The sequence below is a fragment of the Hwanghaeella sp. LZ110 genome (assembly GCF_048892525.1).
Taxonomy (GTDB): Bacteria; Pseudomonadota; Alphaproteobacteria; order UBA8366; family Aestuariispiraceae; genus Pacificispira.
Genome location: NZ_JBLZHT010000002.1, coordinates 249,879 through 272,869 on the forward strand (window position 1 = coordinate 249,879; position 22,991 = coordinate 272,869).

24 protein-coding genes and 1 tRNA gene are annotated in these 22,991 nt (G+C 56.4%); 11 read left to right on the forward strand and 14 right to left on the reverse strand.

What is annotated here, in order from left to right; genetic code table 11:
- Positions 1-3 precede the first annotated feature (3 nt).
- The 4 genes from ACOSDM_RS04890 to ACOSDM_RS04905 all read right to left on the reverse strand — a co-directional run bounded on the left by ACOSDM_RS04890 (position 4) and on the right by ACOSDM_RS04905 (position 4,142).
- The gene (locus ACOSDM_RS04890) at positions 4-906 is read right to left on the reverse strand and encodes a bifunctional 5,10-methylenetetrahydrofolate dehydrogenase/5,10-methenyltetrahydrofolate cyclohydrolase (protein WP_420723371.1); all 903 of its coding nucleotides are present in this window, start codon (positions 904-906) and stop codon (positions 4-6) included.
- A gap of 148 nt (positions 907-1,054) precedes the next feature.
- The gene (locus ACOSDM_RS04895) at positions 1,055-2,710 is read right to left on the reverse strand and encodes an EAL domain-containing protein (protein ID WP_420723372.1); all 1,656 of its coding nucleotides are present in this window, start codon (positions 2,708-2,710) and stop codon (positions 1,055-1,057) included.
- A gap of 405 nt (positions 2,711-3,115) precedes the next feature.
- The gene (locus ACOSDM_RS04900) at positions 3,116-3,763 is read right to left on the reverse strand and encodes a glutathione S-transferase family protein (protein ID WP_420723373.1); all 648 of its coding nucleotides are present in this window, start codon (positions 3,761-3,763) and stop codon (positions 3,116-3,118) included.
- Between the two features lie 25 nt (positions 3,764-3,788).
- Positions 3,789-4,142, reverse strand: coding sequence for a DUF1428 domain-containing protein (locus ACOSDM_RS04905; RefSeq protein WP_420723374.1), 354 nt, complete (start codon positions 4,140-4,142; stop codon positions 3,789-3,791).
- 222 nt (positions 4,143-4,364) lie between these two features.
- Between ACOSDM_RS04905 and ACOSDM_RS04910 the strand changes: the two genes are divergently transcribed.
- Entirely contained in the window at positions 4,365-4,844 is a 480-nt protein-coding gene (locus ACOSDM_RS04910) for a MarR family winged helix-turn-helix transcriptional regulator (RefSeq protein ID WP_420723375.1), read from the forward strand.
- 26 nt (positions 4,845-4,870) lie between these two features.
- On the opposite strand, the gene ACOSDM_RS04915 is transcribed toward ACOSDM_RS04910, so the two are convergent.
- Together ACOSDM_RS04915 and ACOSDM_RS04920 are read right to left on the reverse strand one after the other, a co-directional pair.
- Positions 4,871-4,956 (reverse strand) — tRNA-Leu (locus ACOSDM_RS04915).
- Positions 4,957-5,039: 83 nt separating this feature from the next.
- A complete protein-coding gene (locus tag ACOSDM_RS04920) occupies positions 5,040-5,333 on the reverse strand; it encodes a hypothetical protein (RefSeq protein ID WP_420723376.1) in 294 nt (97 codons plus the stop codon).
- A gap of 153 nt (positions 5,334-5,486) precedes the next feature.
- On the opposite strand from ACOSDM_RS04920, the gene ACOSDM_RS04925 reads away from it, so the two are divergent.
- Positions 5,487-5,657: a hypothetical protein gene (locus ACOSDM_RS04925; protein WP_420723377.1), complete on the forward strand. Its 171-nt coding sequence runs from the start codon at positions 5,487-5,489 to the stop codon at positions 5,655-5,657.
- On the opposite strand, the gene ACOSDM_RS04930 is transcribed toward ACOSDM_RS04925, so the two are convergent.
- Together ACOSDM_RS04930 and ACOSDM_RS04935 are read right to left on the reverse strand one after the other, a co-directional pair.
- A complete protein-coding gene (locus tag ACOSDM_RS04930) occupies positions 5,641-6,423 on the reverse strand; it encodes a competence/damage-inducible protein A (protein WP_420723378.1) in 783 nt (260 codons plus the stop codon). The genes ACOSDM_RS04925 and ACOSDM_RS04930 overlap by 17 nt on opposite strands.
- Positions 6,424-6,433: 10 nt before the next feature.
- Positions 6,434-8,314 (reverse strand): prolyl oligopeptidase family serine peptidase, encoded by a 1,881-nt coding sequence (locus ACOSDM_RS04935; RefSeq protein ID WP_420723379.1) that lies wholly within the window; start codon positions 8,312-8,314, stop codon positions 6,434-6,436.
- A 236-nt stretch (positions 8,315-8,550) separates the two neighbouring features.
- On the opposite strand from ACOSDM_RS04935, the gene ykgO reads away from it, so the two are divergent.
- Complete coding sequence (ykgO, locus tag ACOSDM_RS04940) at positions 8,551-8,676, forward strand: type B 50S ribosomal protein L36 (protein WP_420723380.1); 126 nt, start codon at positions 8,551-8,553, stop codon at positions 8,674-8,676.
- A gap of 115 nt (positions 8,677-8,791) precedes the next feature.
- Here the strand turns inward: ykgO and ACOSDM_RS04945 are convergent, their stop codons facing one another.
- Entirely contained in the window at positions 8,792-9,679 is an 888-nt protein-coding gene (locus ACOSDM_RS04945) for an N-formylglutamate amidohydrolase (RefSeq protein ID WP_420723381.1), read from the reverse strand.
- A gap of 201 nt (positions 9,680-9,880) precedes the next feature.
- On the opposite strand from ACOSDM_RS04945, the gene ACOSDM_RS04950 reads away from it, so the two are divergent.
- Entirely contained in the window at positions 9,881-10,351 is a 471-nt protein-coding gene (locus ACOSDM_RS04950) for a RidA family protein (protein ID WP_420723382.1), read from the forward strand.
- Positions 10,351-11,220: an HpcH/HpaI aldolase/citrate lyase family protein gene (locus ACOSDM_RS04955; RefSeq protein WP_420723383.1), complete on the forward strand. Its 870-nt coding sequence runs from the start codon at positions 10,351-10,353 to the stop codon at positions 11,218-11,220. The genes ACOSDM_RS04950 and ACOSDM_RS04955 overlap by 1 nt, the downstream gene beginning before the upstream one ends.
- Before the next feature lie 356 nt (positions 11,221-11,576).
- Here ACOSDM_RS04955 and ACOSDM_RS04960 read toward each other — a convergent pair whose 3' ends face one another.
- Positions 11,577-11,756 (reverse strand): hypothetical protein, encoded by a 180-nt coding sequence (locus ACOSDM_RS04960; protein WP_420723384.1) that lies wholly within the window; start codon positions 11,754-11,756, stop codon positions 11,577-11,579.
- A gap of 138 nt (positions 11,757-11,894) precedes the next feature.
- Between ACOSDM_RS04960 and gcvA the strand changes: the two genes are divergently transcribed.
- From gcvA to ACOSDM_RS04975, 3 genes are all read left to right on the forward strand, one after another.
- Positions 11,895-12,827, forward strand: coding sequence for a transcriptional regulator GcvA (gene gcvA, locus ACOSDM_RS04965; protein ID WP_420723385.1), 933 nt, complete (start codon positions 11,895-11,897; stop codon positions 12,825-12,827).
- A 334-nt stretch (positions 12,828-13,161) separates the two neighbouring features.
- Positions 13,162-13,461, forward strand: coding sequence for a hypothetical protein (locus ACOSDM_RS04970; RefSeq protein WP_420723386.1), 300 nt, complete (start codon positions 13,162-13,164; stop codon positions 13,459-13,461).
- Positions 13,462-13,483: 22 nt separating this feature from the next.
- Positions 13,484-13,924: a hypothetical protein gene (locus ACOSDM_RS04975; protein WP_420723387.1), complete on the forward strand. Its 441-nt coding sequence runs from the start codon at positions 13,484-13,486 to the stop codon at positions 13,922-13,924.
- Here the strand turns inward: ACOSDM_RS04975 and cobN are convergent, their stop codons facing one another.
- Positions 13,925-17,677, reverse strand: coding sequence for a cobaltochelatase subunit CobN (gene cobN, locus ACOSDM_RS04980; RefSeq protein ID WP_420723388.1), 3,753 nt, complete (start codon positions 17,675-17,677; stop codon positions 13,925-13,927).
- 226 nt (positions 17,678-17,903) lie between these two features.
- Here cobN and ACOSDM_RS04985 point away from each other — a divergent pair, with 226 nt between their 5' ends.
- Positions 17,904-18,758 (forward strand): hypothetical protein, encoded by an 855-nt coding sequence (locus ACOSDM_RS04985; RefSeq protein ID WP_420723389.1) that lies wholly within the window; start codon positions 17,904-17,906, stop codon positions 18,756-18,758.
- Between the two features lie 8 nt (positions 18,759-18,766).
- Here ACOSDM_RS04985 and ACOSDM_RS04990 read toward each other — a convergent pair whose 3' ends face one another.
- From ACOSDM_RS04990 to fabA, 3 genes are all read right to left on the reverse strand, one after another.
- Positions 18,767-19,570, reverse strand: a complete 804-nt coding sequence (locus ACOSDM_RS04990) for an enoyl-ACP reductase FabI (RefSeq protein ID WP_420723390.1) — start codon at positions 19,568-19,570, stop codon at positions 18,767-18,769.
- Between the two features lie 8 nt (positions 19,571-19,578).
- Positions 19,579-20,802, reverse strand: coding sequence for a beta-ketoacyl-ACP synthase I (gene fabB / locus ACOSDM_RS04995; protein WP_420723391.1), 1,224 nt, complete (start codon positions 20,800-20,802; stop codon positions 19,579-19,581).
- 106 nt (positions 20,803-20,908) lie between these two features.
- A complete protein-coding gene (fabA, locus tag ACOSDM_RS05000) occupies positions 20,909-21,445 on the reverse strand; it encodes a bifunctional 3-hydroxydecanoyl-ACP dehydratase/trans-2-decenoyl-ACP isomerase (protein ID WP_420723392.1) in 537 nt (178 codons plus the stop codon).
- Between the two features lie 343 nt (positions 21,446-21,788).
- On the opposite strand from fabA, the gene ACOSDM_RS05005 reads away from it, so the two are divergent.
- Complete coding sequence (locus ACOSDM_RS05005) at positions 21,789-22,448, forward strand: winged helix-turn-helix transcriptional regulator (RefSeq protein WP_420723393.1); 660 nt, start codon at positions 21,789-21,791, stop codon at positions 22,446-22,448.
- Entirely contained in the window at positions 22,445-22,948 is a 504-nt protein-coding gene (nusG, locus tag ACOSDM_RS05010; protein WP_420723394.1) for a transcription termination/antitermination protein NusG, read from the forward strand. The genes ACOSDM_RS05005 and nusG overlap by 4 nt, the downstream gene beginning before the upstream one ends.
- Positions 22,949-22,991: the final 43 nt, after the last annotated feature.

Consider the following 22,991-nt stretch of genomic DNA (forward strand, 5'->3'; position numbering starts at 1 on the left):
AACCTACTCCGCAGCATCGGTTAGTTTGAAATGGGCCTCATAGGCGGCCTTTTGGCGTTTCAGCGCGTTGATCGTGTTGCGCATCAACAGGGCAACGGTGACCGGACCAACGCCACCGGGGACGGGCGTAATCCAGCCGGCGACCTCTGACACGCCTTCGTAATCGACGTCCCCGCACAATCCCTCTGTGCCATCTTCTTTGGTGATGGCATTGATACCGATATCGATCACCGCCGCGCCAGGCTTGATCATATCGGCTGTCACCAGTTTCGGGCGCCCGACTGCGACGAAGACCGCATCGGCACGTCTGGAATGAATGGAAACAGCGCGGGTCATATGGTGACAGACGGTGACCGTCGCGCCTTCCGCCATCAACATAAAGGCGATGGGCTTGCCAACGATTTCCGAATGCCCGATGACAACGACTTCCAATCCCTGCATGGGCAGATTGGTGCTGCGCAGCAACTCGACAGAGGCTGCGGCGGTGCAGGGTGCCAGATCGATTTCGTTATAGACGATATTGCCGATAGAGGTCGGGTTCATCCCTTCAACATCCTTGAACGGATGCACGGCACTTTGCAGCGCCTTAATGGAAATTTGCGCAGGCACGGGGCGCTGAATAATGATGCCCGTGACGCGCGGGTCGACATTCATGGTCGCGATGGCGACTTCCATTTCCTGCTGGGTCACATCGCCTGGAAAATGCCGCTCCTCAAAGGCGATGCCAATCCGCTCCGCCACGCGACGCTGGTTGCGGACATAGACAGCCACGGCCTCCACATCACCAACCGTGATGGAAATCAGCTTTGGCGGCCAGCCTGCAGCCGTAAAATGCTCAATATCCGCCTGAACCGCATTTAAGATTCTGTCCGCAACTGGTTTTCCACGCAAATCCCGATTGCTCATAGCTCTTTTATCCGTTTAACAAAGGCAAATCCTGCAAGGGTGTTAGCCCAGCCCACCGGATGGGAAAAGCAATATTGTGCAACCACTCACGGGAAACAGCCGCAATCGTTTGGGACTCATTGCTTTTGGCCTAGCGGAGGCTGGACGTTTACGCGGAAATTTTCCCAGGATAAGCCTGTTTGGAAAGCCAAGCCGTGAAGTCCTTACCACTCATTGGCTTTGCAATGAAATAACCCTGAGCATAATGACAACCGGCGATTTTCAGCTTGTTCAAGACGGCTTCGGTTTCCACCCCCTCGGCAACGATTTTCACATCTCTGGAGCCGCAGATTGAAATGGCAGCATTGACGATGTTCTGAGAATCTTTCGAGGAAGCGAAATCCTGCACAAATGATTTATCAATCTTCACGGTATCGACTGTCAGCAATTTGAACTGTTCAAGGGTGGAATACCCTGTGCCAAAATCATCGATGGCAATTCTATAACCAATCGATTGCAGTTTCTGCAAAGTCACCATTGCGGCATCGAAATCCTGGACAAGGCCGGTTTCGGTCAATTCCAGCTCAATGCCATTAAAGTCGCTTCCCATACGGGTTGGAAGGTCGCTGAGAACAGCCAGAATTTCATTGTCCGACAGATCATTGCCCGACAGATTGATGGACATATCAATCGGTATCCCCGCCTTGCGCCAATCAACCAATTCCTGGCTGACCTTATCTAGGACCCATTTCGTTACTTCCCCGATCAGACCGGCTTTCTCTGCAAGGGGGATGAATTTATCCGGTGGTACAACGCCATGCCGAGGGCTGTTCCATCTCAGCAACGCTTCCGCTCCGGTAATCATATTATCGTCCAGAGACAGTTTGGGTTGATACACAATGGAAAGGCAGCCCTGTGACAGATCCTTATACAGGTCATCCATCAAAATCAGGTTCTCGCGCGTATTTTCATGCTGCAAAGCATTGAAGGTCGCAATGTGTGACGGCATTTTGATCGCCACTTCAGAGGCAAACAGCGCCTTATCCATGGCTTTATGATGTATCTGCTCCACTTGATCGGTCGTGGCTATTCCAACCGTGTATCGAACCGGAAGGGGGATGTTGTTGACAATTACCCGTTTCGGAATTGCTGCTATTAAAATAGCAATGTGTCGTTGCGCATCCTTCAGGGCATTGTTGTGAACCACCCCCAGCGCTGAGGCGCCGATTTTAAAAAGTTGAAAGTCTTGCGCGTTCAGATGTGCCTTAAGGGTCAGAAATGCCTTCGTGGAAAATTCTGTGGCGATTGTATAGCCAAATACAGTCTGAACATCCCGATAATTGTGCAGCCGAACCACACAGATCGTTGCCTCGTTTGATTGATTTCGCATAAATCTGTCATCGGTAGGCAGTTTGCCAAACAAGGTCAATCCAGTGTCGGGATCTATCCGGCTCAACCGATCTTGATTTATTCTTTGGCGATCCAGGAAATCCGCTAATGCGCCGATAAACCCGCCAATGATCACAAAAAAGCCGGTCCGAAGAAGCCAATTTTCTTCGCTCTGCGCAATGTTTTGAACTGTATCCAGCGGCATGTAGGGGCCAAGCAGAAGCGCCCCCGCAACGCCGGTCAGCACACCGCCTGGGATCTTGAAAATCATTGCCCCCAGCGCAATCGGTAGAATCATCAGATAGGGCCAGGACAGTTGGGTCCCCCCGGTTTCATAGACAAGATAGGCAATAAGTGGAAGACATATACAGATAAGCCCCAGACTGATGATTTGCGTCAGCAAACCACCAATAGGGGTAAAAATGGACTTAATCATAAATATGACCCCTTTGAATTGCAGGGCTTATCCGAACAATGTAGCTATTCTTAAAAGAAAGAAAGCAATATGCTGGTGTGCCCTAAATTTTCAAAAATGGGAGCGTAAACTCCTTTGATTGACGGGTACTTAGGGACACAATAAGGCCTTTCAACCATTACGTTAAGTGAATCTTTTCATTCGGTGAAAACCCAGAAAGAATTATACAATAATTTCAATTTCTTATTAAAAACTCAATCTATGTAATAACGTCTTAGTGAAGTGTTCTAAATGGTAAATTTTATCGTCTGGCGAACAACAGGATTTGAATCTCATTAGGATTGTGGAATACAAAGCAAAGCCGTCGCAAGCGGACCCGGTTGCGACGGCGTATCTGCTGAAAAGGGGCCTGCGCGGCAGTCCAGGTTAGGGGGCATTCTTGGTGAATGTATCCAGTTGCGCATCCAGGGCTTTCTTGAAGGCGGGGCGGGCCAGGCACCGGTCCAGATAGGCCACTAGGTCGGGATGGTCCTGCAGGACCGGTTCTGCCTGCACGCCACGCAGGACGGTCGCCATGATGATATCGGCCACGGTGAACCGCCCCACCAGCCAGTCGCGCCCTTTCATCCAACCGGAGAGGGACTTCAGGCGCAATGCCAACAGATTTTCCGCATGGGGGCGGAATTCAGATACCCAGGCCTCCCCCGTATGAAAGATGGCCGGCAGGATCAAATTCTCGACTTTGGGTTCTACTGAATTTAGTGCGGCGATGACCCAGGCCTGAATTTGCGCCGCTTCCTGTTTGGACCGGGGCGCAAGCGCGTCTGACAGACTCGCAATATGCAATACGATCGCACCGGATTCGAACAATTCAACCGTCTCATCACGATAGGCGGGAACCTGGCCGAACGGCTGCCAGGCACGATAGTCCGGTTGATCCTGTGCGCCGTCTGGCAACAGGTGCAGGTTATAGTCCAACCCGGCTTCAGCCAGGGCCCAGCGGGCGCGGATATCTTTTACATAACCCTGTGCGAAAGGGGGAACCCAGGCAAAGGCGCTGATCGTAATGGTCATGGCTAAATTCCTTAGCGTGAAGGGGTCAGTCAAACCGGACGAGTTCTTCAAACCCGCCCCACATCATGCGCATCCCGTCAAAGGGCATTTTGGGCATGTCCTTCATGCGCGGATCATCCATCATCGCCGCGAAACATTTTTCACAGGTTTCCTGATCCGGCCATTCCATCCAGGAAAAGACGACGGTTTCGTTTTCTTCTTTCTTAACCGCCATGGGAAAGGATGTGACCTTGCCGTCTGGAACACTGTTGCCCCAGTTTTCGCGCATGGACAGACATCCATAGGATTTAAAGATCGGCCAGGCCACCTTTGCCATTTCTTTATAGACCGCCTTGTTTTCAGTCGGGACGGCCAACAAAAAGCCACTGATATAGGTCATCTCCCCTGGTCCTTTCTGTCATTTGCGGCCAATCGATTGCCGCTGCAATGATCGGGACAAAAGCAAGTGCCCAGCCTTTGCCCAGCCTATGTCCAGCCCTGGACGCGTGAAATCCCAATGGACTGCCCATCCATCGACGGATAGAAACGGTCCTGACGGTGTGTCTGGTAAGTCCTATAACTTGACATATACGTTGATGTCAACGTATATATTGGAATGATAATGGATGACGATCTGCCCCTATCAACAACGCTTGAAGTGCGTGACCGCTGCCTGTGCCTGTATGTCCAGCGGGCGGCCCGCATGCTGGCCCGGCGCTTTGACGAGGCTTTGCGCCCCCTGGACATCACGAATGGTCAGTTTTCCCTGCTGATGTCGCTGAACAGACCGATAGGTCCCAGGATCAGTGACCTTGTGCCCTTGCTTGGCATGGACCGCACAACCCTGACCGCCGCCCTGAAACCCCTTCAGCGGCGCGGATTGGTGACGGTTCTGCCGGATGAGAAAGATGCACGCGCCCGGCGCTTGACCTTAACCGATGCCGGGCGCGACACCCTGAAGGCCGCCCTGCCAATCTGGCGCCGCACCCATGATGCGGTCGATCAATTGCTGCAACAACCGGATGGCGTGGCCTTGCGTCAGGACCTGATGGCCCTGGCCCAACCGACTGTGCCAGTGGAGGGGGAGTCGCATAATTCCTGATTGGAAACCATAGTGTGGGAAAACCTTGGTGCGGGCGGCCGGACTCGAACCGGCACGGGCTAAAGCCCGAGGGATTTTAAGTCCCTTGCGTCTACCATTTCGCCACGCCCGCAGCGGGTCTTGAGAGCATACCTCTTTCGACCGGGCGGGAGAGTACCCGCCTCGGTTTCCGGGCGCAAGTTAGACGATGGGGATTTAGGCGTCTGGAACAGAAAAGAAGGTCTGAATCCGGTCCAGGATGTCATTGGCCGTGGGCAGGCCCAGATTGCTGACCAGTTCCGGCAGGGTCAGCCAGGCGACAAAGGCCCCGATCAGCAGAACAGCAAAGAAAATCAGCCAGGCACGCCATCCCGGCCCGGTCCGGCGGTCCTTGTGCAGAAAACGACCACTGGTGCCATTGGCGGTAATGCTGTCGCGCAGCAACAAGGGGACGGTGCCGCCCAGCGTATCACCGCGATCCATGCGAATTTTACGTCGTCTCTGTTTCATATACAGTGAAGGTCCCGCTCAGGGTGAATGCCAAGATGGTGTGCTCACCCTATTCAATGTCGGAAAAATACGGCGACATCATGACAGGGATAGGGTGATTATCGCGTGTTGTGCCGTATCGGGCCTGATCAGACAACAGCTGGAGGCAAATTTATGGATCGTGGGATGGCCTATTTCGGGCTGGTCGCCCTGGGGGCGGTGCTGCTGATACTGATGTTTCGACGCCGGGCCAGTGGTACACGCCCCGGCATGCTCAGCACGCTGATTGCCTGTGCCATCGCTGTCGCCCTGACTTATATGATCCTGTTCAACCTGATGCAGTAGGGGCGGATGCTGTGATGCGCTCTGCGGTGTCGCCTAAATCTCGTATCAATCCTTCCACTGCCAGGGCGGCTTGCTCTACCCGGTCGGGATCTTCCCCGCGCACCACCAGGGACACCTGAAACGCAGTCTTCGTCCAGGCGGGGTAAGAGCCGAAATCGACATCGGGGTAGGCATTTGCCAGGGCCCCCAATCCCTCTGCAATGCGCCCCTCCGGCAGGCTGCAGCGCAGCGTGATCGATATCATCGGGCGTCCGCCTTTCAGGGTCGGCAGAATGCCATCCAGCATTGCCTGCATAATCTTTGGCACGCCCGCCATGACATGGACATTGCCGATGCGGAATCCCGGTGCAGCGGAAATTGGATTGTCGATCAGGGTTGCCCCGGATGGAATACGCGCCATGCGCAATCGCGCCTCATTAATCTCAAGCCCGGAATTCTGATAGTGGATTTCCAGCCGACGCAGCGCCTCTGGCTCAATATCGATGGCAACCCCCATCGCTTCGGCCGCGCAATCGGCGGTGATGTCATCATGGGTCGGTCCAATGCCCCCGGTGGTGAAGACATAGGTGAAATTGGCGCTCAATTCCCGAACCGTGCGAATGATGATGTCTGGGATATCGGGAATGACCCGCGCTTCGGTCAGGCGCACGCCGACCCCGTTCAGTTTCTCTGCAATATAGGGCAGGTTCTTGTCATGGGTGCGGCCCGACAGGACCTCATTCCCGATGATGATCAGGGCGGCGGTGACAGATGCAGATGGGGTCATTTGGATGTTCCTAAGACCGAAGGTTCGTGATGCTGATGGGGGAGATATCGCCAGCCGGGGTAAAATCAAAGATTTGTCCATAAAAAGACAGTTCCGCCTGCAGGGCGGCCCGGACCGATTCCGCCCCGCGAAAGCCATGCCCCTCCCCCTGGAACAACAGATAGGCGACGGGCAGGCCCTTTTCTTTCAGAACCTCTACCATGGCCTCGGCCTGATTGGGGGGAACGACCTTATCTTCGGCCCCTTGCAGGAACAGGATCGGACAATCCAATCCGTCTGTATGGTGCAGGGGGGATCGCGCGTGATACACCGCCTTTTCCTGTGGCCAGGGGCCGATCAGGCTGTCCAGATAGCGGCTTTCAAATTTATGCGTGTCCCGCGCCAGGGTTTCCAGATCCCCAATGCCATAGGACGACCGCCCTGCCTTGAAGACGGATCGGAAGGCCAGCGCGCTGAGCGTCGTATAGCCCCCCGCACTGCCCCCGACGATAATCAGGCGATCGGGGTCGACCAAACCTTCCGCCACCAGATATTTCGCGGCGTTACAGCAATCATCCACATCAACAATGCCCCATTGCCCCAGCAATCGACGGCGATAGGCCCGACCATAACCGGTGCTGCCGCCGTAATTGACATCCGCCACGGCAAATCCGCGCGTGGTCCAGAACTGCACTTTGGCGGAATATCCGGAATCGGCCTGCCCGGTCGGGCCACCATGCCCCATGACAATCAGGGGTGGGCGTTCGCCGTCCATTGGGCAATAGTCCGCATTGGCGGGGGCATAGAAAAACGCATGCGCAACCTGATCATTTTCGGTTGGAAAGGTGATGGCTTGCGGCCTGGAAATACTGCCATCGGGGATATCGGTGCTGCTTGCTGCGCGCAGGATGGTTTCCGGCTGTGCACCGCCAAAGGTCAATTGCACGATGGCCGCGGGCCCGTCCGGCCTGGCCCCACAGAAGACGGCCCTATTACCCTGGGCCAGCAAACCATCGAAGCGGCACCAGGGCAGATCAATCGGTGTTGCCTTGCCTGTGTCCAGATCAAACAAAGCAAGTCGCCATTCACCCGCCACAGCAAAGGTCACAACGGCTGTATGAGTATCCAGAAAGGCATAGGTCCGCATGCCAAATTGCCAATGCGGCAGGCCGAATTCCGCCTGCGCCTTATAATGGGCTGGCGGGTCACCGTCCCGGTACAGGTTCCAGAACCCGCTTTCATCGGAGACATAGTATAATCGACCATCCGGCGCATATTCCGGCTGAAACACGCTTGTATCAGTCCCACCGGCGACGGTGCGAAGTGTCGTTGGGGTCCCATTGGCATCCAGTTGCGCTTCTCTGCACAGGGTGCCGTCCCAGGGCATATTAGGGTGATACCATTCGATCCAGGCCAGCTTTTGCCCATCGGGCGACAGGCGGGGCGCGGCATAAAAATCAGCCCCTTCTGCCAAGGGGGTGACATGCCCGTCAAAATCAATGGCGACCAACAGGTTTTCTGCTTCCTGTCCGGGGCGGGACCGTTCCGCCACGGCAATCAGGCGGGACCGGGCCGGATCTGGCAGGAAATCGGCATAGTCTGTCCCATCATCCTGTGTTATCGGTTCAGGCGTTCCTTCCTGTACCACACGGTAAATTCGTTTGTCCGTGTCATTCAGATACCAGGCTGTATCCCCGGCGGCGGCAAAGGCGCGCCCGCCATATTCATGCACACGGCTGCGCACGGTATGGTCCGGCGCACTGATATCTTTCGCCCCCGATTGCGCGGTATGGCGCACCAGCACGCTGCGCCCCTTGTCCCAGGGCCGCAATTCCGTCCAATAGACCGCATCCGGGGTCATCGCGACAAACCCCAGACCGACGGTGCCACGGGTGATCGATTCCTCCGTCACGGGGGAGGTCCAGGAACCACACGGGGCACCACACGGGGCGGGCTTCGGATCAGAAATGGGTTTTGTGTCAGATATTGGTGGCATGAATCCCCCTGGCGCTTAAAAAAGTGACGTTCAAGAGCCTAGTCGGCAAAACCCGTTTGACAAGCATAGGTCCGGTCCATATGTTCCGCCGGTCTTTCGCCGGGGCCTTTTGGGATTGACCCGAAGGAAACCGAAAATAACGGAGAAGCGCCATGCGCATCGCAAGCTCGCTGAAAACGCTGAAAAAGCGTGAAAAAGATTGTCGCATCATCCGCCGTAAAGGTCGGGTATTTGTGATCAACAAGAAGAACCCTCGCTTCAAGGCGAAACAGGCTTAAGTCTGACGCTGTAGGCCCGCAACGGCGCTTTGGCGCTGGCGGTTGGAGTTTTCGAAGCCGCGTCCGATAAGGGCGCGGTTTTCGCTTGCCTGTGATTTGAAAAATTCCAAAGAATTCACTCGGCGGCTTCTGCCCGGATTGTGTTGCGTTGATCCCGGGCAAATTGTGCCAGGCTTGCGATTAACCCGGTCAGGCTGTTGCGCAGTGCCTGATAGCCCTGTCCGGGCTGCAGCGAGACTTCATCCATGTAAAGGGCCCGGTTGATTTCGATCTGCAGGCTGTGGCGCCCCTGATCCGGCGCGGCATAGGCCCGCACCAGTTCCGCACCCCGATAGGGATCGTTCAGGCGCACGGCATATCCCTGTCCTTGCAGAAAATCGCGGACGAAATGTGTATAAGCACCATCGCAACTGGTGCCATCCCGATCCCCCAGCACAAAATCTGCCCGCCCGCCGAAACGCCCGCCGCCGGCCATGAAAGGGCTGCTGGTCGATGGCATGGAATGACAGTTCAAGTGATAGACGCAGCCATGGGCACTGTGCAGGCGACGGATCTCTGTCTCCAGCGTTTCATGATAGGGTCGCCAGTATTTCTCAATCCGGCGATGGACGGCGGTGACAGGCAACTTGCCCGCATAGAGTGGCCGATTGGGGGGATAGGTCTTCCAGACAAGTCCATGGCCCAGTCGGGATTTCTCTGTCGGGCGCAGCGGTTCCGGCCAGGTTCCCATCACCAGGCCCGGATCGATATCCGTCACTGCCCGGTTGGGATCGATGTAGCTGCGGGGGAATCGCGCGCACAGCAGGGTTGCCCCCCATTGCGCGGCTGTCCCAAACAGGTCGTCGACGAAACTGTCCTCTACCCGGCGCAGATCCGCCCTTGGCACCAGGGATTGAAAGTCATCGGGGTAATCATGACCAGAATGCGGTGAATCCAGAACAAGAGGCACCTCTTCCGATTCCGGAAGCGTTAGATCATAAACGCCTGGCACTTGATACAGCATATTGTCCGGGAATCCCGTCTGGTCCGAAAGTGATCCTGCTACTATACACGAGATAGCAATCCTGACTGTAAAATCAAAGCATCATCACGTCGCAGCCGAAACTTTTTGGCATGTGCCCTTTGGCATGGGTCGATGATGGACAGGGTCATGATGCGATGGCTATAGTCCCGCATCTTATCGAAATTTTAGAAAGGATTCCCGATGACTGGCAAGATTGACGCGCGTTTAGAAGCGCTTGGTATAGAACTTCCGCAAGTCCCGCCGCCCGCTGGTGCCTATGTCGGGGTGGTTCAAACCGGCAACCTTTTGTTCGTTGCGGGGCAGGTCCCCTTCTGGAACGGGGAACGCCGCCATATCGGGAAAGTCGGCACGGATCTGACGGTTGAGCAGGGTCAGGAGGCTGCGGGTGTCTGTGCGCTGAATATTCTGGCCCAGGCAAAGGCGGCCCTTGGTGGCGATCTGGACCGGATCACGCGCATTGTGAAACTGGGCGGATTCGTCAATTGCCCCCCCGACTTTGACCAGCATCCTGTGGTGATCAATGGCGCATCGAACCTGATCGGTGAAATTTTTGGGGAAGAGATTGGTGCCCATGCGCGGTTTGCCATGGGGGCTGGGTCATTACCCTTTAATGTCGCGGTGGAAATTGATGCTGTGATCGAGGTTAAGTGATGGCGCTGCGACCCCCGGCCTTGCGCCGTACCTGGCTGTTTACGGGCGGTGCCGATCGTGACCGGCAACTCGCCGCAGCAGAGTCTGGCGCGGATGTCATAACCCTGGAACTGGAGGATTTCACCCGACCGGCCCATCGTCCTGCGGCCCGTGCTCTTGCGGCGGAATTGTTTGCGGCCTGGCGCAAGGCGGGGGCGGTGGCCGCCGTGCGCGTGAATCCATTGTCAGGCGATGGCATAGAAGATCTGACCGCAATCCTGCCTGCTGGCCCGGATGTGGTGATGTTGCCCAAGGTCGATGGCCCCACCCGCATTCAGGACCTGGCCAAGGTGATGGACCGGATCGTCGGGGACAAGGCCAAGCAGATGGAAATCGTTCCCAATGTGGAACTGGCCCGGGGCCTGATGCAGACCTATGACATTGCGCGATCCGACCCCCGCGTGACGGCATGCCTTGTCGCGTCTGAAGACATGGCGGCGGATCTGGGGGCGGAACGGGGGCGCGACGGACAGGAATTGCTGTATGTCCGCCAGCGCTTCCACCTGGAATGTCGCGCGGCGGGCGTGGTTTCAATCGATTGCCCCTATACCTATACCGATTTGGAAGGGCTGGAGGCGGAAACCCGCCATGCCAAGCGGTTGGGCTATACCGCAAAAAGCCTGGTGCGGCCGGATCATGCGCCGAGGATCAATGGAATTTTCACGCCCGATGCCCAGGCTGTCACTCAGGCTCAGCGGATCGTGGATGCCTTTAACGCGGCAGACTCTGCCCATGTGGAACTGGACGGCGTGATGCTGGAATTGCCCATGATCAGCAATGCCCAACGCCTGCTTGCCCGCGCCAAGGCGTATCAGGACTGGCAGGGATAGCCATCTTGCCGCGCGGGTGGATGCCTAGGCGCGATTTACATTGAATGTGCCTGACTGCCCTGGACCCCGGATCGGGTCCGGGGTGACGATGCGGGACGGCTGTCTGATGCCCAACGTCGTCCGGGGCGCACCGACATAAATCATACGTCACACCCGCGCAGGCGGGTGCCAGGGCGGCCTGTTCTGAAGCTGACTGCGCGCTCTGGGGCCCGGATCAGGTCCGGGGGTGACGGTGGTGTGGCATTTTAGGGACCACCTCTTGGGCAGGTGCTGCCGATCAAAAAAGTAGCCCCGGACGGGGGGATCGCCCGGGGCTCAGTTTGGGATCTGCACTGGGGTGCTTCGGTACTCAATGCTCAGGCGCTTGCACTCTGGGGCAGGGACACTTTTCCGCGTGCCCAATTCAGTAAACGGGCCAGGCGGCGTTGGGACTGGTTGATCGACTGCCAAGACCGATATGCCTTAGCTTCATTAACCATCTGGCGGTGGGAAGCATAGAAGGTATGGGTCATCAGATCATAGGGCATGTAGTACATATTACCTCTCCTTAATCTAGGTTTTCCGCGGCGCTTGATCGCCTTCACTGATCCTAAGATGGGGCAAATCTTTACGCTTCACAAACGAGTAATTTTTGACTTATAATTAAGATATTCTATTTTATAGAGGATATCTTAATGCGCTCTCTTCCACCACTATCGTCATTGCGGGCCTTTGAAGCGGCGGCCCGGCATCTGAGTTTCAAGCTGGCGGCGGAGGAATTGCGCGTGACCCCGGCGGCGGTCAGCCAGCAGATCAAGACATTAGAAGATCATTGCGGTCTGACCCTGTTCCGGCGGTTGACCCGTGCGTTGGCCCTGACGGAGGCAGGTCGCGCCGCCGCCCCGGCCCTGACTGATGCTTTTGATCAATTGGAAGCCGCCTATGGCGTGATGCGCAGCGGCGGGCGCGATGGGCCCCTGACGGTGACGCTGCCGCCATCCATGGCGGGAAAATGGCTGGTGCCGCGCCTGGGTCGGTTCCATGCGGCCCATCCTGAAATTGAATTGCGCATCGATGCCAATGCCAAACTGGTTCAGTTTGACAAGGAAGAGATTGATATGGGCATTCGGTTCGGCCTGGGGTCGTATCCCGGCCTGACCTGTGAGCGTCTGTTTGCCACCCCAACAGTCCCGGTCTGCAGTCCCAGCCTGCTAAATGGTCCTAAACCATTGAAGAAACCGGAAGATTTAAAGAATCACACACTGATCCATATTCAGGATACCGGGGCGGCGGCGATGGAGGATACCTGGGCCCTGTGGCTCAGGGCGGCGGGGATTACAGGGGTGGATGCCAATCGCGGCCCGCGTTTCAACGATTATGTGCTGGCGATTGATTTTGCTGCGTCGGGGCAGGGAATTGCTCTGGTCGGGCATGTTTTTGTAGAGGCGGAACTGGCCAGCGGAAAACTGGTGCAACCCTTTGCCAATGCGCTGCAGATTAATGAGCGCTTGGGCTATCATCTGGTATATCCGCCCACAAATGCGTCTGATCCCCGCCTGCAGGCATTTCGTGCATGGCTGTTTGAAGAACGCGATCAGGCGCTGAAGCAATCGGCGCTGTTGGCATGATTTGAATGCAAACGGAGGTCCCCTCGTCGGAGACCCCCGGTTGGTTTCGCGTCTTACACGCTCATTTATTCTGGAACCAGGTCCCACCGGCCGTTGTGAGAGGGCTCCGTCCACCCCAGGGTTTTGGGGCGGATGTTTCACCAACGAATTTCAGTTCGTCCGCGCAAGAGAAGTGTCCCCCCAAAGACCGAATCGAGTCAAGGGACCCATCTCGCGCTGCGAATTCGCGTCGCAGCACGATGACAAATGCCTCAAAACTATTATCTTAAATCAAAACAGGATTTCCGAATCACCTGATTCGCGCTATTATCTTTGCCTTAATCGGAGTCGTGGAATGACTGAAGACATTTTGCAGAGGCTGAAGGCTGTATTTAGGGACGTTCTTAATGAACGGCTTGAGGGCGTTGAATTTGAATCTGTTGATGTCCAGTCTGATCATGATGAGGATGGAAACGAGATTCTTGTGGTTCAAATCGTATTTGATGGAAAACAGCGCGCGTTGGACCCTCAGAAAACATCTAGTTTGACGCGCCACTTGCGTCCACGAATTGCCGATATTGGTGTTTATGCGTTTCCTGTTATTTCCTTTGTGTCTAAATCTGATCTAGGGAAACGAGCCGCTGCAGTCGCATGACTTACTGAAATCGGCACGGGATTTGATTCGTATTGATCGCGGGAAACCGCGTCAGGCAAATCTTAGACGGGCCGTCAGCACGGTTTACTATGCCTTGTTTCATTGTTTAGCTGAGGACGCTGCGAACCTGCTTGTTGGGGGACAGGGATCAGATCGAAGCAAACATGCCTGGCGACAAGCATATCGTGCGCTGGAACATGGGCATACGAAATCGCGGTGTATCGATCAGAGATTTATCAAGAAGTTTCCTCCAGAGATTGAAGATTTTGCAAATCAGTTTGTGGAAATGCAGATTAAACGGCACGATGCGGACTATGATCCAAGATCAGGCCCATATTACAAATCTTCGGTTCTTCAGGATATTGAAGATGCTGATGTGGTCATAGATCGATATGGAAAAAGTCCAAAGAAGGATCGTCGGGCATTCGCCGTGTATGTAATTATGAAGACGCGCTTTTCCTGATTAAGATATGCCCCGCACAATTTCCGCCAGAACGGGGCGGGTATCGTTGCGGCGCGAAGACCATAGGCCGCGTTCCTGCGCCTCTGTCAGGCGCGCGGCGATGTCATGCAGGGCGTCTGGATTGGTCTGTTGCAGGAAGTCTCGCACCGCAGGGTCCATCAAATAGGCCTCAAAAACCGCATCGAAATGATGGTCGGACACCGCCCGGGCTGTGGCGGCGAAGGCGAACAGGTAATCGACGGTCGCGCTCATCTCAAATGCGCCCTTATAGCCGTGGCGCATGACGCCTGCGATCCACTTTGGATTGACGACGCGGGCGCGCACAACGCGGCCAATCTCGTCTTCCAGCTTGCGCACCTTTGGAGATTCCGGGCGGCTGTGATCATTGTGATAGACCGGCACGGTCTGGCCCGTCAGGGCACGGGTTGTGACCGCCATGCCGCCTTCAAATTGATAGTAGTCATCCGAATCCAGCAGATCATGTTCGCGATTGTCCTGATTGTGCAGGATCGCCTGAACCTTGCTCAGCCGTCGTTCCAGCCCGGCACGGTCCGCCTCTCCCTCGCGCCCGGCGCCATAGGCATAGCCGCCCCAGGCCAGATAGGCTTCGGCTAGATCGGCGTCGGTGGTCCAGCCTTTCTCGTCAATCAAGGCCTGCAACCCCGCGCCATAGGCCCCAGGCTTTGAGCCGAAAATGCGGGCACCGGCCCGTTGTTTTGCAATGTCTATGTCCAGTCCATCCGCCGCCAAGGTCTCAGACTCAGCACGGACATTCGCCGCCAGTGGGTTTATTTCTGCGGGTTCGTCCAGGGCGGCAACTGCGCGGGCGGCGGAATCCACCAGATCGATCAGATTGGGGAAGGCATCGCGGAAGAATCCTGAAATGCGCAAGGTCACATCAACGCGGGGTCGGTCCAGCATGTCTGCGGGCAGGATTTCAAATCCGGTGACACGGCGCGACGCACTGTCCCATTGCGGCCGCACGCCCATTAGCGCCAGGGCCTGGGCGATATCATCACCCCCGGTTCGCATATTGGCTGTGCCCCAGCAACTCAGCGCCAGCCGGGTCGGATAATCGCCATGTTCCTGGGCATAGGTTTCCACCAGCAATTGCGCCGATTTCCAGCCCAGCGTCCAGGCCGCCGGGGTGGGTACGGTGCGGGTATCAACCGAATAAAAGTTCCGACCTGTGGGCAGCACATCCGGCCGTCCCCGCGTTGGCGCACCTGATGGGCCGGGGTCCAGGAAACGCCCGTCTAGCGCGGTCAGCACGCCGTTGATTTCGGCGGGGCCACAGTTTTCCACCATCCCCTTTAGAGAACCGGTGATCCAGTCCAGCACCGCAGCGCTGTTGGGGCCCGGCGCGGCGGCCTGTCCCAATACCATCAGGCGGCTTAAGGCTTCCAGACGTTCAACCGTGTCCCCATTGCTGCGCCAGGGGGCGATATCCAGGTCCTGCAAGGCGTTTGGTTTGGAACCGGTCCAGGCATCGCCCATCGGGCAATCCAGCGGGTCAAAATTGCCATCGAAGCCAAAATCTTTTGCCAGCGCGCGGATCAGGGAGGCATCGCCCCCTTTCGCCGTGCCGCGCGGCACACGGGCCAGGGCAACCAGCAGGTCTGTCATCTGGTCGCCTTGGGGCGCGCGACCAAAGATATGCAGCCCATCGCGAATTTGCATTTCCTTCAATTCGCACAGGTAATTGTCCAGCTTGGCCAGCGCCTGTTCCTCATCCTCATCGGGCTGAATACCGCAATCCTGCGACAGGCCGATGCGATGGGTCAGGTCCAGAATATCGCGTTTCAGCACCTTGATGCGCCTGGGGTCGACGCCTGCGGCCTCAAAATACTCATCGACCAGCAGTTCCAGATCTTTCAGTGGCCCGTAGCTTTCCGCCCGGGTCAGCGGTGGTGTCAGGTGATCGATGATGACGGCCTGCGCACGGCGCTTGGCCTGGGTCCCCTCCCCCGGATCGTTGACGATAAAGGGATACAGGTGGGGCATCGGCCCCAGAATCGCCTCTGGGAAACAGTTTTCCGACAGTGCCACTGCCTTGCCTGGCAGCCATTCCAGATTTCCGTGTTTGCCCATATGCAGCGCGGCATGGGCGCCGAACGCTTCGCGTATCCAGGCATAGAAGGCCAGATAACCATGGGGTGGCACCAAATCCGGGCTGTGATAGCTGGATTTGGGATCGATATTGTATCCTCGCGCGGGCTGTAGCCCGATGGCGATATGGCCCAATCGAAAGACCGGCAGAGCAAAGAACCCGCAATCCGTTTCCCCGGCGTGGAAGAACGGGTCGGCTTCTGGCGCTCCCCAACGGTCGGTCACTGCTTGTTGCACGGCGTCGGGCAGGCTGCTGAAAAAGTAATGATAGTCCGGCAGGGCCAGGCGTTCGCGGATTTCCCGCCCCTTGATGGCGGCATTAGTGGGCCCGGCTTTCAAATGATTGATCAGGGCATCACTGGTCTTGAAGCCCCCCTCAACATGATATCCCGCCTGGCGCAGGCCATCCAGCAGGGCCATTGTGCCAGCCGGCGTATCCAGTCCGACGCCATTGCCCAGCCGGGCATCCTTGTTGGGGTAATTGGCAAAGATGATCGCGACCCGTCGATCCGATGCCGGGGTTCGCCGCAGGCGCAGCCATTGGCCTGCCAGGTCTGCGACGAACTGACAGCGATCCGGAACAGGATCATAGGTGACTATATCGGCCTGGGTCAGCGGATCCCGTTTGGCGCTGCCCTTGAAGCTGACAGCGCGACTCAACAGGCGACCATCCACTTCTGGCAGGGCGACATTCATCGCGATATCCCGGGCGGCCAGGCCGCGTGTTCCGTCCCGCCAGGCGGCTTCGTTGCCACCGGAAAAGACCACTTGCAGGACCGGGCAATCCTGTCCGTCGAAGGGGGTTTCGCTGCGGACCGCACCCGGAACAGATAGCGCGAACCCGGTTCCGTTCAGAACGATCTCAACATTCCCCCGGGCCATTAAATTGGATACTGTATCCGCGGACACCGGGTCTTTCAGGCTGGCGGCATAAATTGGCAGCGGGTTTATCCCGGCGGCTTGTAAGGCCGTGATCAGGGCGTCAATGACACGCAGATTGGCGGCCTGATACAGTGCACGATAAAACACGATGGCGGCTGTGGGCTGGGCCGTGTCATGGGGAAGGTCTGTGATATCCGGCAGGGTTTTGCCCGGCCAGTACAGGCCTGCGCGCAACAGGGGGGCGGGTTCCTGCCATTCTGCCGCATGATCCATCAGGGTCGCGGCATAGGCCAGCGCATGTTCGGCATTGTCGATACCCCCATGCACACAGTACTGCCAAAGCCGATGCAGTGTTTCCGCGGGCAGGGTGGACAGGCCATGCAATTCTGTATCGGGCTGATCATCACCAGGAAGCCAGGCAAGCGCGATGCCCTTGTCCCGGCACAGGGCGGTGACTTCATCAACGCCATAGGACCAGTAGCCCCGCCCACCCAGCAATCGACCGATCACCAGCTTGGCGCTGCCGATCACTTGTTCCAGATACAGATCGACGGAATAGTTATGCCCCAGATGCAGCAGGTTGGCACAGCGCAGGCTGGGCGCAGATGGGTCTTTCTCCTGGCGGCGGGCCTGAGCGGCAGCGAAACAGGCGATTTCTGTGTCAGCGGCGCTGAGAATGACAATATCCGCCGGGTCCTGATTCAGATCGACAGCTTCGGACCCGTCATCAATTCCCCCCGGTGTGGCGGCCAGTAAATGCATACAGTGTGTACCCTAAATCGCCGTTTGCGTTGTCGATCATTGCCACCCCCTGTGGACCAAGCTTCCGGGGCGACGTCAAGCATGATGACGGCAGGTGCAACAGATTCTACGCCATTCCCTATGGATCCTTGAGACAGAAGGCCGAAAGGAAAACAGCTTGAAACCAATGCGACCATCCAAATATCCAGTGCAGCAGTTCTGCAAGCATTTGAAAGAAGGTCGGATTATGCACTCATCTGGGACATCCACAGCCTATTGGCTTTCCTGCGCTGTTTTCGGGGTGCTCCTGGGTGTATCAGGTTATGCCGGGGCCGCGTCTGATACTGCTATACCAACACAATTCTCAGCCCAGAAAGTGCAGGGGCAAGAAGACAGAGTGGCGATGGAGCAGACGGCAGGTCAGACGACGGGTCAGGTTGTTGATGACGCCGTTGATCCAGATCACATCGCACAGGACCCGGTTGCGTATCTTTTGGCATTGGACACCATCCGAGCCTATTTCTGGGCTGGCCAAATCGCTTATCAAAGCAATGATCCGGGTACTGCGGGGGAGATGTTTGAAGCCCCGATGGTCGATGTCTATGTAAACCTGGAATCCTTTCTGAACCAGCAGGGTGCGCGCCCATTCGGGGAGGCGTTGAGTGAGGCGTCCGATGCGGCTTTTCTGGAAAAATCACAGGGCGACATGCAGGCAGCGATTGATACCATCTTCGATTCTTTGACCGCTGCAGAACAGGTCACCCCAAAGAGCGACCGCAGCCCGGAAGACAGCCAGGCGGAGGTTTTGGCGAATTTGCTTGTGCGGGCTGCAACCCAATACAATTCGGCTTTTGAGGCGGATGGCACGGATCGTACCTGGTTGAATGGATATGGCTTTTACAAGGCCGCCCAATACCGGGCATCCGTCGCATTGCCCTTGTTGTCGCAGCAGAAGACGGAAATACATTCCGCCTTCCTGAAGGCGATGGAGATTCTGGATCAGGCTTATAAGAGCACAGCACGACCGGTAATCGCCCCGATCAGGCAGTCATCAGTGACCGAAGCAGCACAGCATGCCGCTGACCTTGTGGGCGCGCACTAGAAGGGGGTTTATTCCAGGTCTGTTTCCGCCGGGATTGCCATGCCGACCAGATGATATCCACTGTCGACATAATGCACTTCGCCAGTCACACCGCCAGATAGATCTGAAATCAGATAAAGCCCGGAATTTCCGACTTCTTCCAATTCGATGTTCCGACGCAGGGGGGAGGATTTTCCCTGCCAGTTATAGGTGAACCGGGCCCCTGCGATCGCAGATCCAGCCAGGGTGCGCATCGGACCGGCTGATAAGGCATTCACCCGAACACCATTGCGGCCCAGATCCACAGCAAGATATTTCACCGATGCTTCCAAGGCGGCCTTGGCAACGCCCATCACGTTATAGGAGGGCATGACACGTTGTGCGCCTTCATATGTCAGGGTCAACAGACTGCCCCCGGGACGCAGCATCGGTTCGGCATATTTTGCGACCGATGTGAAGGAAAAGCAGGAAATATCCAGCGTATGGCGGAAATTGTTGCGAGTCGTGTCAACATACCGCCCTTTCAGTTCTTCCTTATCGGAATAGGCGATGGCATGGACGACGAAATCAAAGCTGTCCCAGACTTTACCCAGGGCCTCAAATGTTTCCTTGATGCTTTCATCCGTGGCAACATTGCACGGCAGGCAGGCCGCCGCATTCACACTCTCCGCGATTGGGCGGACGCGCTTTTCAAAGGCTTCCCCCTGAAAGGTGAAGGCCAGTTCAGCACCGTGATCGTGGGCAGCCTTGGCGATTCCCCAGGCAATAGAATGCTGGTTCGCAACCCCCATGATCAGGCCGCGTTTGCCGGCCATTAGTTTCTTCGCGCTCATCGACCGATTCAATCCGTTACTTTTCGGAGGGCGAGCGTGGCATTGGTGCCGCCGAAACCAAAGCTGTTTGAGATGACGAGATTCAGATCAACATCGTCCATCCGCTCCCGCGCGATGGGCAGGCCTTCGGCCTCCTCATCCAATTCATCAATGTTGATGGAGGGAGCAATAAAGCGATGCTTCATCATCAGCAGGGAATAGATCGCCTCCTGCACGCCGGTCGCGCCCAGGGAATGACCGGTCATTGATTTGGTGGACGAGATGATCGGCACCTTGTCGCCAAACACTTCCTTGATCGCCTGCAATTCGCGGGTGTCGCCAATCGGGGTGGAGGTCCCATGGGTGTTGATATAGCCAACAGGTTCGTTCAATCCCTGAAGCGCTAATTTCATGCAGCGAACGGCGCCTTCGCCCGACGGCTGAACCATATCGTACCCGTCGGAATTGGCCCCATATCCGACCACTTCGCCATAGATTTTCGCGCCCCGCGCCCGGGCATGTTCCAGTTCTTCCAGAACAACAACCCCGCCACCGCCGGAAATCACGAAACCGTCGCGATTCTTATCATAGGCGCGGCTGGCCTTGGTCGGATCGTCGTTATAGCCGCTGCTGAGCGCTGGCATGGCGTCGAAGACCACCGTCATGGTCCAATCCAACTCCTCGCCGCCGCCGGCGAAGACGATATCCTGCTTGCCCCATTGAATCATTTCCGCGCCGTTGCCGATGCAATGGGCGCTGGTCGAACAGGCAGAACTGATGGAATAGTTATGGCCTTTGATCTTGAACGGCGTGGCCAGAGTTGCAGAATTGGTCGACGACATAATGCGCGGCACCATGAAGGGGCCAACTCGTTTGGCGGATTTTTCGCGCGCGGTGTCCCAGGCCCACAACATATTCTTGGTCGACGGCCCGCCTGATCCCATGATCAGACCGGTGCGCTCGTTAGAGACTTCCTCGTCCGTCAGACCTGAATCGTCGATTGCCTGTTGCATGGCGATATAGTTATAGGCCGCGCCATCCCCCATGAATCGCAGCAGCTTCTTGTCGATATGGTCGCTGACATCAATGTTTGGTTTGCCATGGACATGACTGCGAAAGCCGCGTTCCGCATAGTCGTCGCTATGGCTGATGCCGCTGCGTCCGTTGCGCAGGGAATCCAGGACTTCGTCTTGAGAATTTCCGATACAGGACACAATGCCCATGCCGGTGATTACTACCCGCCGCGTATTCATTTGCGTCGCAGCTCCATTCGTTAAGTGAAACAATCAGGACTTTCTATTGACCTGCTCGAGTCGCATATGGGGTCGACCCTGCCAGAAATTAAGACCAGCGAAACGTTTAAGACCCATCGGTTTTGAACAGACCAACCTTCATATCGCGGACTTCTGCGGCCGGGTTTCCATCAACCTTCATAAGGCCGTCGGCGATGCCCATAACCAGTTTGCGCATGATGACACGTTTCAGATTGATCTCGTAGGTGACCTTTTTTGCAGTGGGCAGCACTTGTTCAAACAGCTTCACTTCGCCCACGCCCAAAGCGCGCCCTTTACCAGGGGCGCCCATCCAGCCCAGGAAGAAACCGACAAGCTGCCACATCGCGTCCAGCCCCAGGCAACCGGGCATAACAGGGTCGCCCTGAAAATGGCAGTCGAAGAACCAGCGATCCGGCGTAATATCAAATTCGGCCAGAATATGACCTTTGCCCAGATCACCGCCGTCTTCTGTGATGCTGACAATGCGGTCCATCATCAACATCGGGGGCAATGGCAATTGCGCATTTCCCGGCCCAAAGAGTTTGCCCTTTGCGCATTCGATCAATTCCTCATACGAGAAGCTGTTCTGGCGCGCGGTTGCGACTGCTTCGTTACCCGTCAAGAGCTCATCCTCATGAAAACCACATCAGAAACCGGGGCGCAGGCCCCGAAGCGTTGGGGCTTTTGCCCATCTTGGTTTCCTTCATACCTAAGTTGCCCCTGTAATACAATGGATAGCGGGTTTGGCTCAAGCACTGTCGAAACCTGTGGTTTGTATTGCCCGAAAGGCCGGTTCCAGTGATTCGTAAAACATAGAGATGATGATCGAGCGGTCCTTTTCGTCAGACCCCCGGAAGGTCCTGTTTTCCTTAGAGAAGGGTGTTTATCCGAAAATTATCTTGACGTTCATGCGATGAACAGAGTACGTGTTCAAGCCGTGAACATGGTTTGATGCGGGCCCTGAAATGAGCGAGAAGAAGCCAATAGATATAGACACGGTGGACGCTGATATGGCGATCACGCTGGGTCTGTTGACGGCGGTGGAGCGTGAGGGTCAGGTCACGCAGCGCTCGCTGGCAGGTGAATTGGGTATCGCACTGGGCCTTGCCAATTCTTATCTGAAGCGGGCCGCCCATAAGGGATGGATCAAGGTTCAGCAGGTTCCCCCCAATCGCTATGCGTATTATGTGACGCCGCAGGGATTCCACGAAAAGGCCCGCCTGACAGCGGAATATCTCAGCAGTTCCCTGACGTTTTTCCGCCGAGCGAAAACACAAATCAGCGAAGCACTGGAAGAATTTGTCGCACAGGATCGACGCGCTGTCGTCTTGATCGGCGTCAGTGAACTAGCGGAAATCGCCGCACTATGTCAGTTACAGATTGACGTGACCCTTATCGGCATTGTCGATCCAGACAGCAGCAAGGACAGCTTTGCAGGCCTGCCCGTTGTTCGCCGGATGGAGGATTTACCTGCCGGTGAAGCCTATTTGATCACGGATGTTAAAAAGTCCCAGGCGACATACGACGCGATGATTGCCCGCTATGGCACACTGCGCGTCAAGGCCCCCCGACTGCTGCATATTCGGACGGACAAGCCCGCAGCACGGCCGGAGTCGCCGCAATGAAGCAATGGTTCGTAATCTATTCCAGGTCATCACAGGAACGCATAGCCGAAGGAAATCTTCAGGCGCAGGGGTTTGAAACCTATCTGCCGCGACTGGCCTGCCGGAAAACCCAGGCGCGGCGCAGTTTGGTTGTCACGGTCCCGATGTTCCCGCGCTATTTCTTTGTGCGCGCGGATCTGGATGCCAGTCGGTGGCGTTCAATCTATGGCACGTTCGGGGTTGCCACAGTGGTCTCGTTTGGCGACCGTCCGGCTGCTGTACCCGATGCGGTGATAGAAGAATTGCGGATGCGGGAAGATTCGGACGGCATCATTCGTTTGCCAAAAGAGGTCGCATTCAATGCCGGTGATCAGGTTCAGATTACCGATGGACCCCTGTCTGATGTGGCGGCGATGGTGGCGGCAAAATCGGACCGGGACCGTGTTTTCGTGCTGATGTCGATTTTGGGTCAGCAGGTCAAGGTCCGGGTTGGAAATGACCGCCTGCGCCGCGCGTCCTGAGGAAGAGGACCTCGAAATTCCCTTGCCTCACAGCGGGTCCGGG

What these genes read in the sequence shown, in the direction of transcription:
- fabB (WP_420723391.1), bottom strand. Translation starts at nt 20,802, where the DNA reads ATGAATACGCGGCGGGTAGTAATCACCGGCATGGGCATTGTGTCCTGT.
- ACOSDM_RS04890 (WP_420723371.1), bottom strand. Translation starts at nt 906, where the DNA reads ATGAGCAATCGGGATTTGCGTGGAAAACCAGTTGCGGACAGAATCTTA.
- cobN (WP_420723388.1), bottom strand. Translation starts at nt 17,677, where the DNA reads ATGCATTTACTGGCCGCCACACCGGGGGGAATTGATGACGGGTCCGAA.
- ACOSDM_RS04905 (WP_420723374.1), bottom strand. Translation starts at nt 4,142, where the DNA reads ATGACCTATATCAGTGGCTTTTTGTTGGCCGTCCCGACTGAAAACAAG.
- ACOSDM_RS04920 (WP_420723376.1), bottom strand. Translation starts at nt 5,333, where the DNA reads ATGAAACAGAGACGACGTAAAATTCGCATGGATCGCGGTGATACGCTG.
- ACOSDM_RS05005 (WP_420723393.1), top strand. Translation starts at nt 21,789, where the DNA reads ATGAGCGAGAAGAAGCCAATAGATATAGACACGGTGGACGCTGATATG.
- ACOSDM_RS04895 (WP_420723372.1), bottom strand. Translation starts at nt 2,710, where the DNA reads ATGATTAAGTCCATTTTTACCCCTATTGGTGGTTTGCTGACGCAAATC.
- ACOSDM_RS04925 (WP_420723377.1), top strand. Translation starts at nt 5,487, where the DNA reads ATGGATCGTGGGATGGCCTATTTCGGGCTGGTCGCCCTGGGGGCGGTG.
- ACOSDM_RS04930 (WP_420723378.1), bottom strand. Translation starts at nt 6,423, where the DNA reads ATGACCCCATCTGCATCTGTCACCGCCGCCCTGATCATCATCGGGAAT.
- ACOSDM_RS04900 (WP_420723373.1), bottom strand. Translation starts at nt 3,763, where the DNA reads ATGACCATTACGATCAGCGCCTTTGCCTGGGTTCCCCCTTTCGCACAG.
- ACOSDM_RS04960 (WP_420723384.1), bottom strand. Translation starts at nt 11,756, where the DNA reads ATGTACTACATGCCCTATGATCTGATGACCCATACCTTCTATGCTTCC.
- ACOSDM_RS04950 (WP_420723382.1), top strand. Translation starts at nt 9,881, where the DNA reads ATGACTGGCAAGATTGACGCGCGTTTAGAAGCGCTTGGTATAGAACTT.
- ACOSDM_RS04970 (WP_420723386.1), top strand. Translation starts at nt 13,162, where the DNA reads ATGACTGAAGACATTTTGCAGAGGCTGAAGGCTGTATTTAGGGACGTT.
- ACOSDM_RS04945 (WP_420723381.1), bottom strand. Translation starts at nt 9,679, where the DNA reads ATGCTGTATCAAGTGCCAGGCGTTTATGATCTAACGCTTCCGGAATCG.
- ACOSDM_RS04990 (WP_420723390.1), bottom strand. Translation starts at nt 19,570, where the DNA reads ATGAGCGCGAAGAAACTAATGGCCGGCAAACGCGGCCTGATCATGGGG.
- ykgO (WP_420723380.1), top strand. Translation starts at nt 8,551, where the DNA reads ATGCGCATCGCAAGCTCGCTGAAAACGCTGAAAAAGCGTGAAAAAGAT.
- ACOSDM_RS04910 (WP_420723375.1), top strand. Translation starts at nt 4,365, where the DNA reads ATGGATGACGATCTGCCCCTATCAACAACGCTTGAAGTGCGTGACCGC.
- ACOSDM_RS04985 (WP_420723389.1), top strand. Translation starts at nt 17,904, where the DNA reads ATGCACTCATCTGGGACATCCACAGCCTATTGGCTTTCCTGCGCTGTT.
- gcvA (WP_420723385.1), top strand. Translation starts at nt 11,895, where the DNA reads ATGCGCTCTCTTCCACCACTATCGTCATTGCGGGCCTTTGAAGCGGCG.
- nusG (WP_420723394.1), top strand. Translation starts at nt 22,445, where the DNA reads ATGAAGCAATGGTTCGTAATCTATTCCAGGTCATCACAGGAACGCATA.
- ACOSDM_RS04955 (WP_420723383.1), top strand. Translation starts at nt 10,351, where the DNA reads ATGGCGCTGCGACCCCCGGCCTTGCGCCGTACCTGGCTGTTTACGGGC.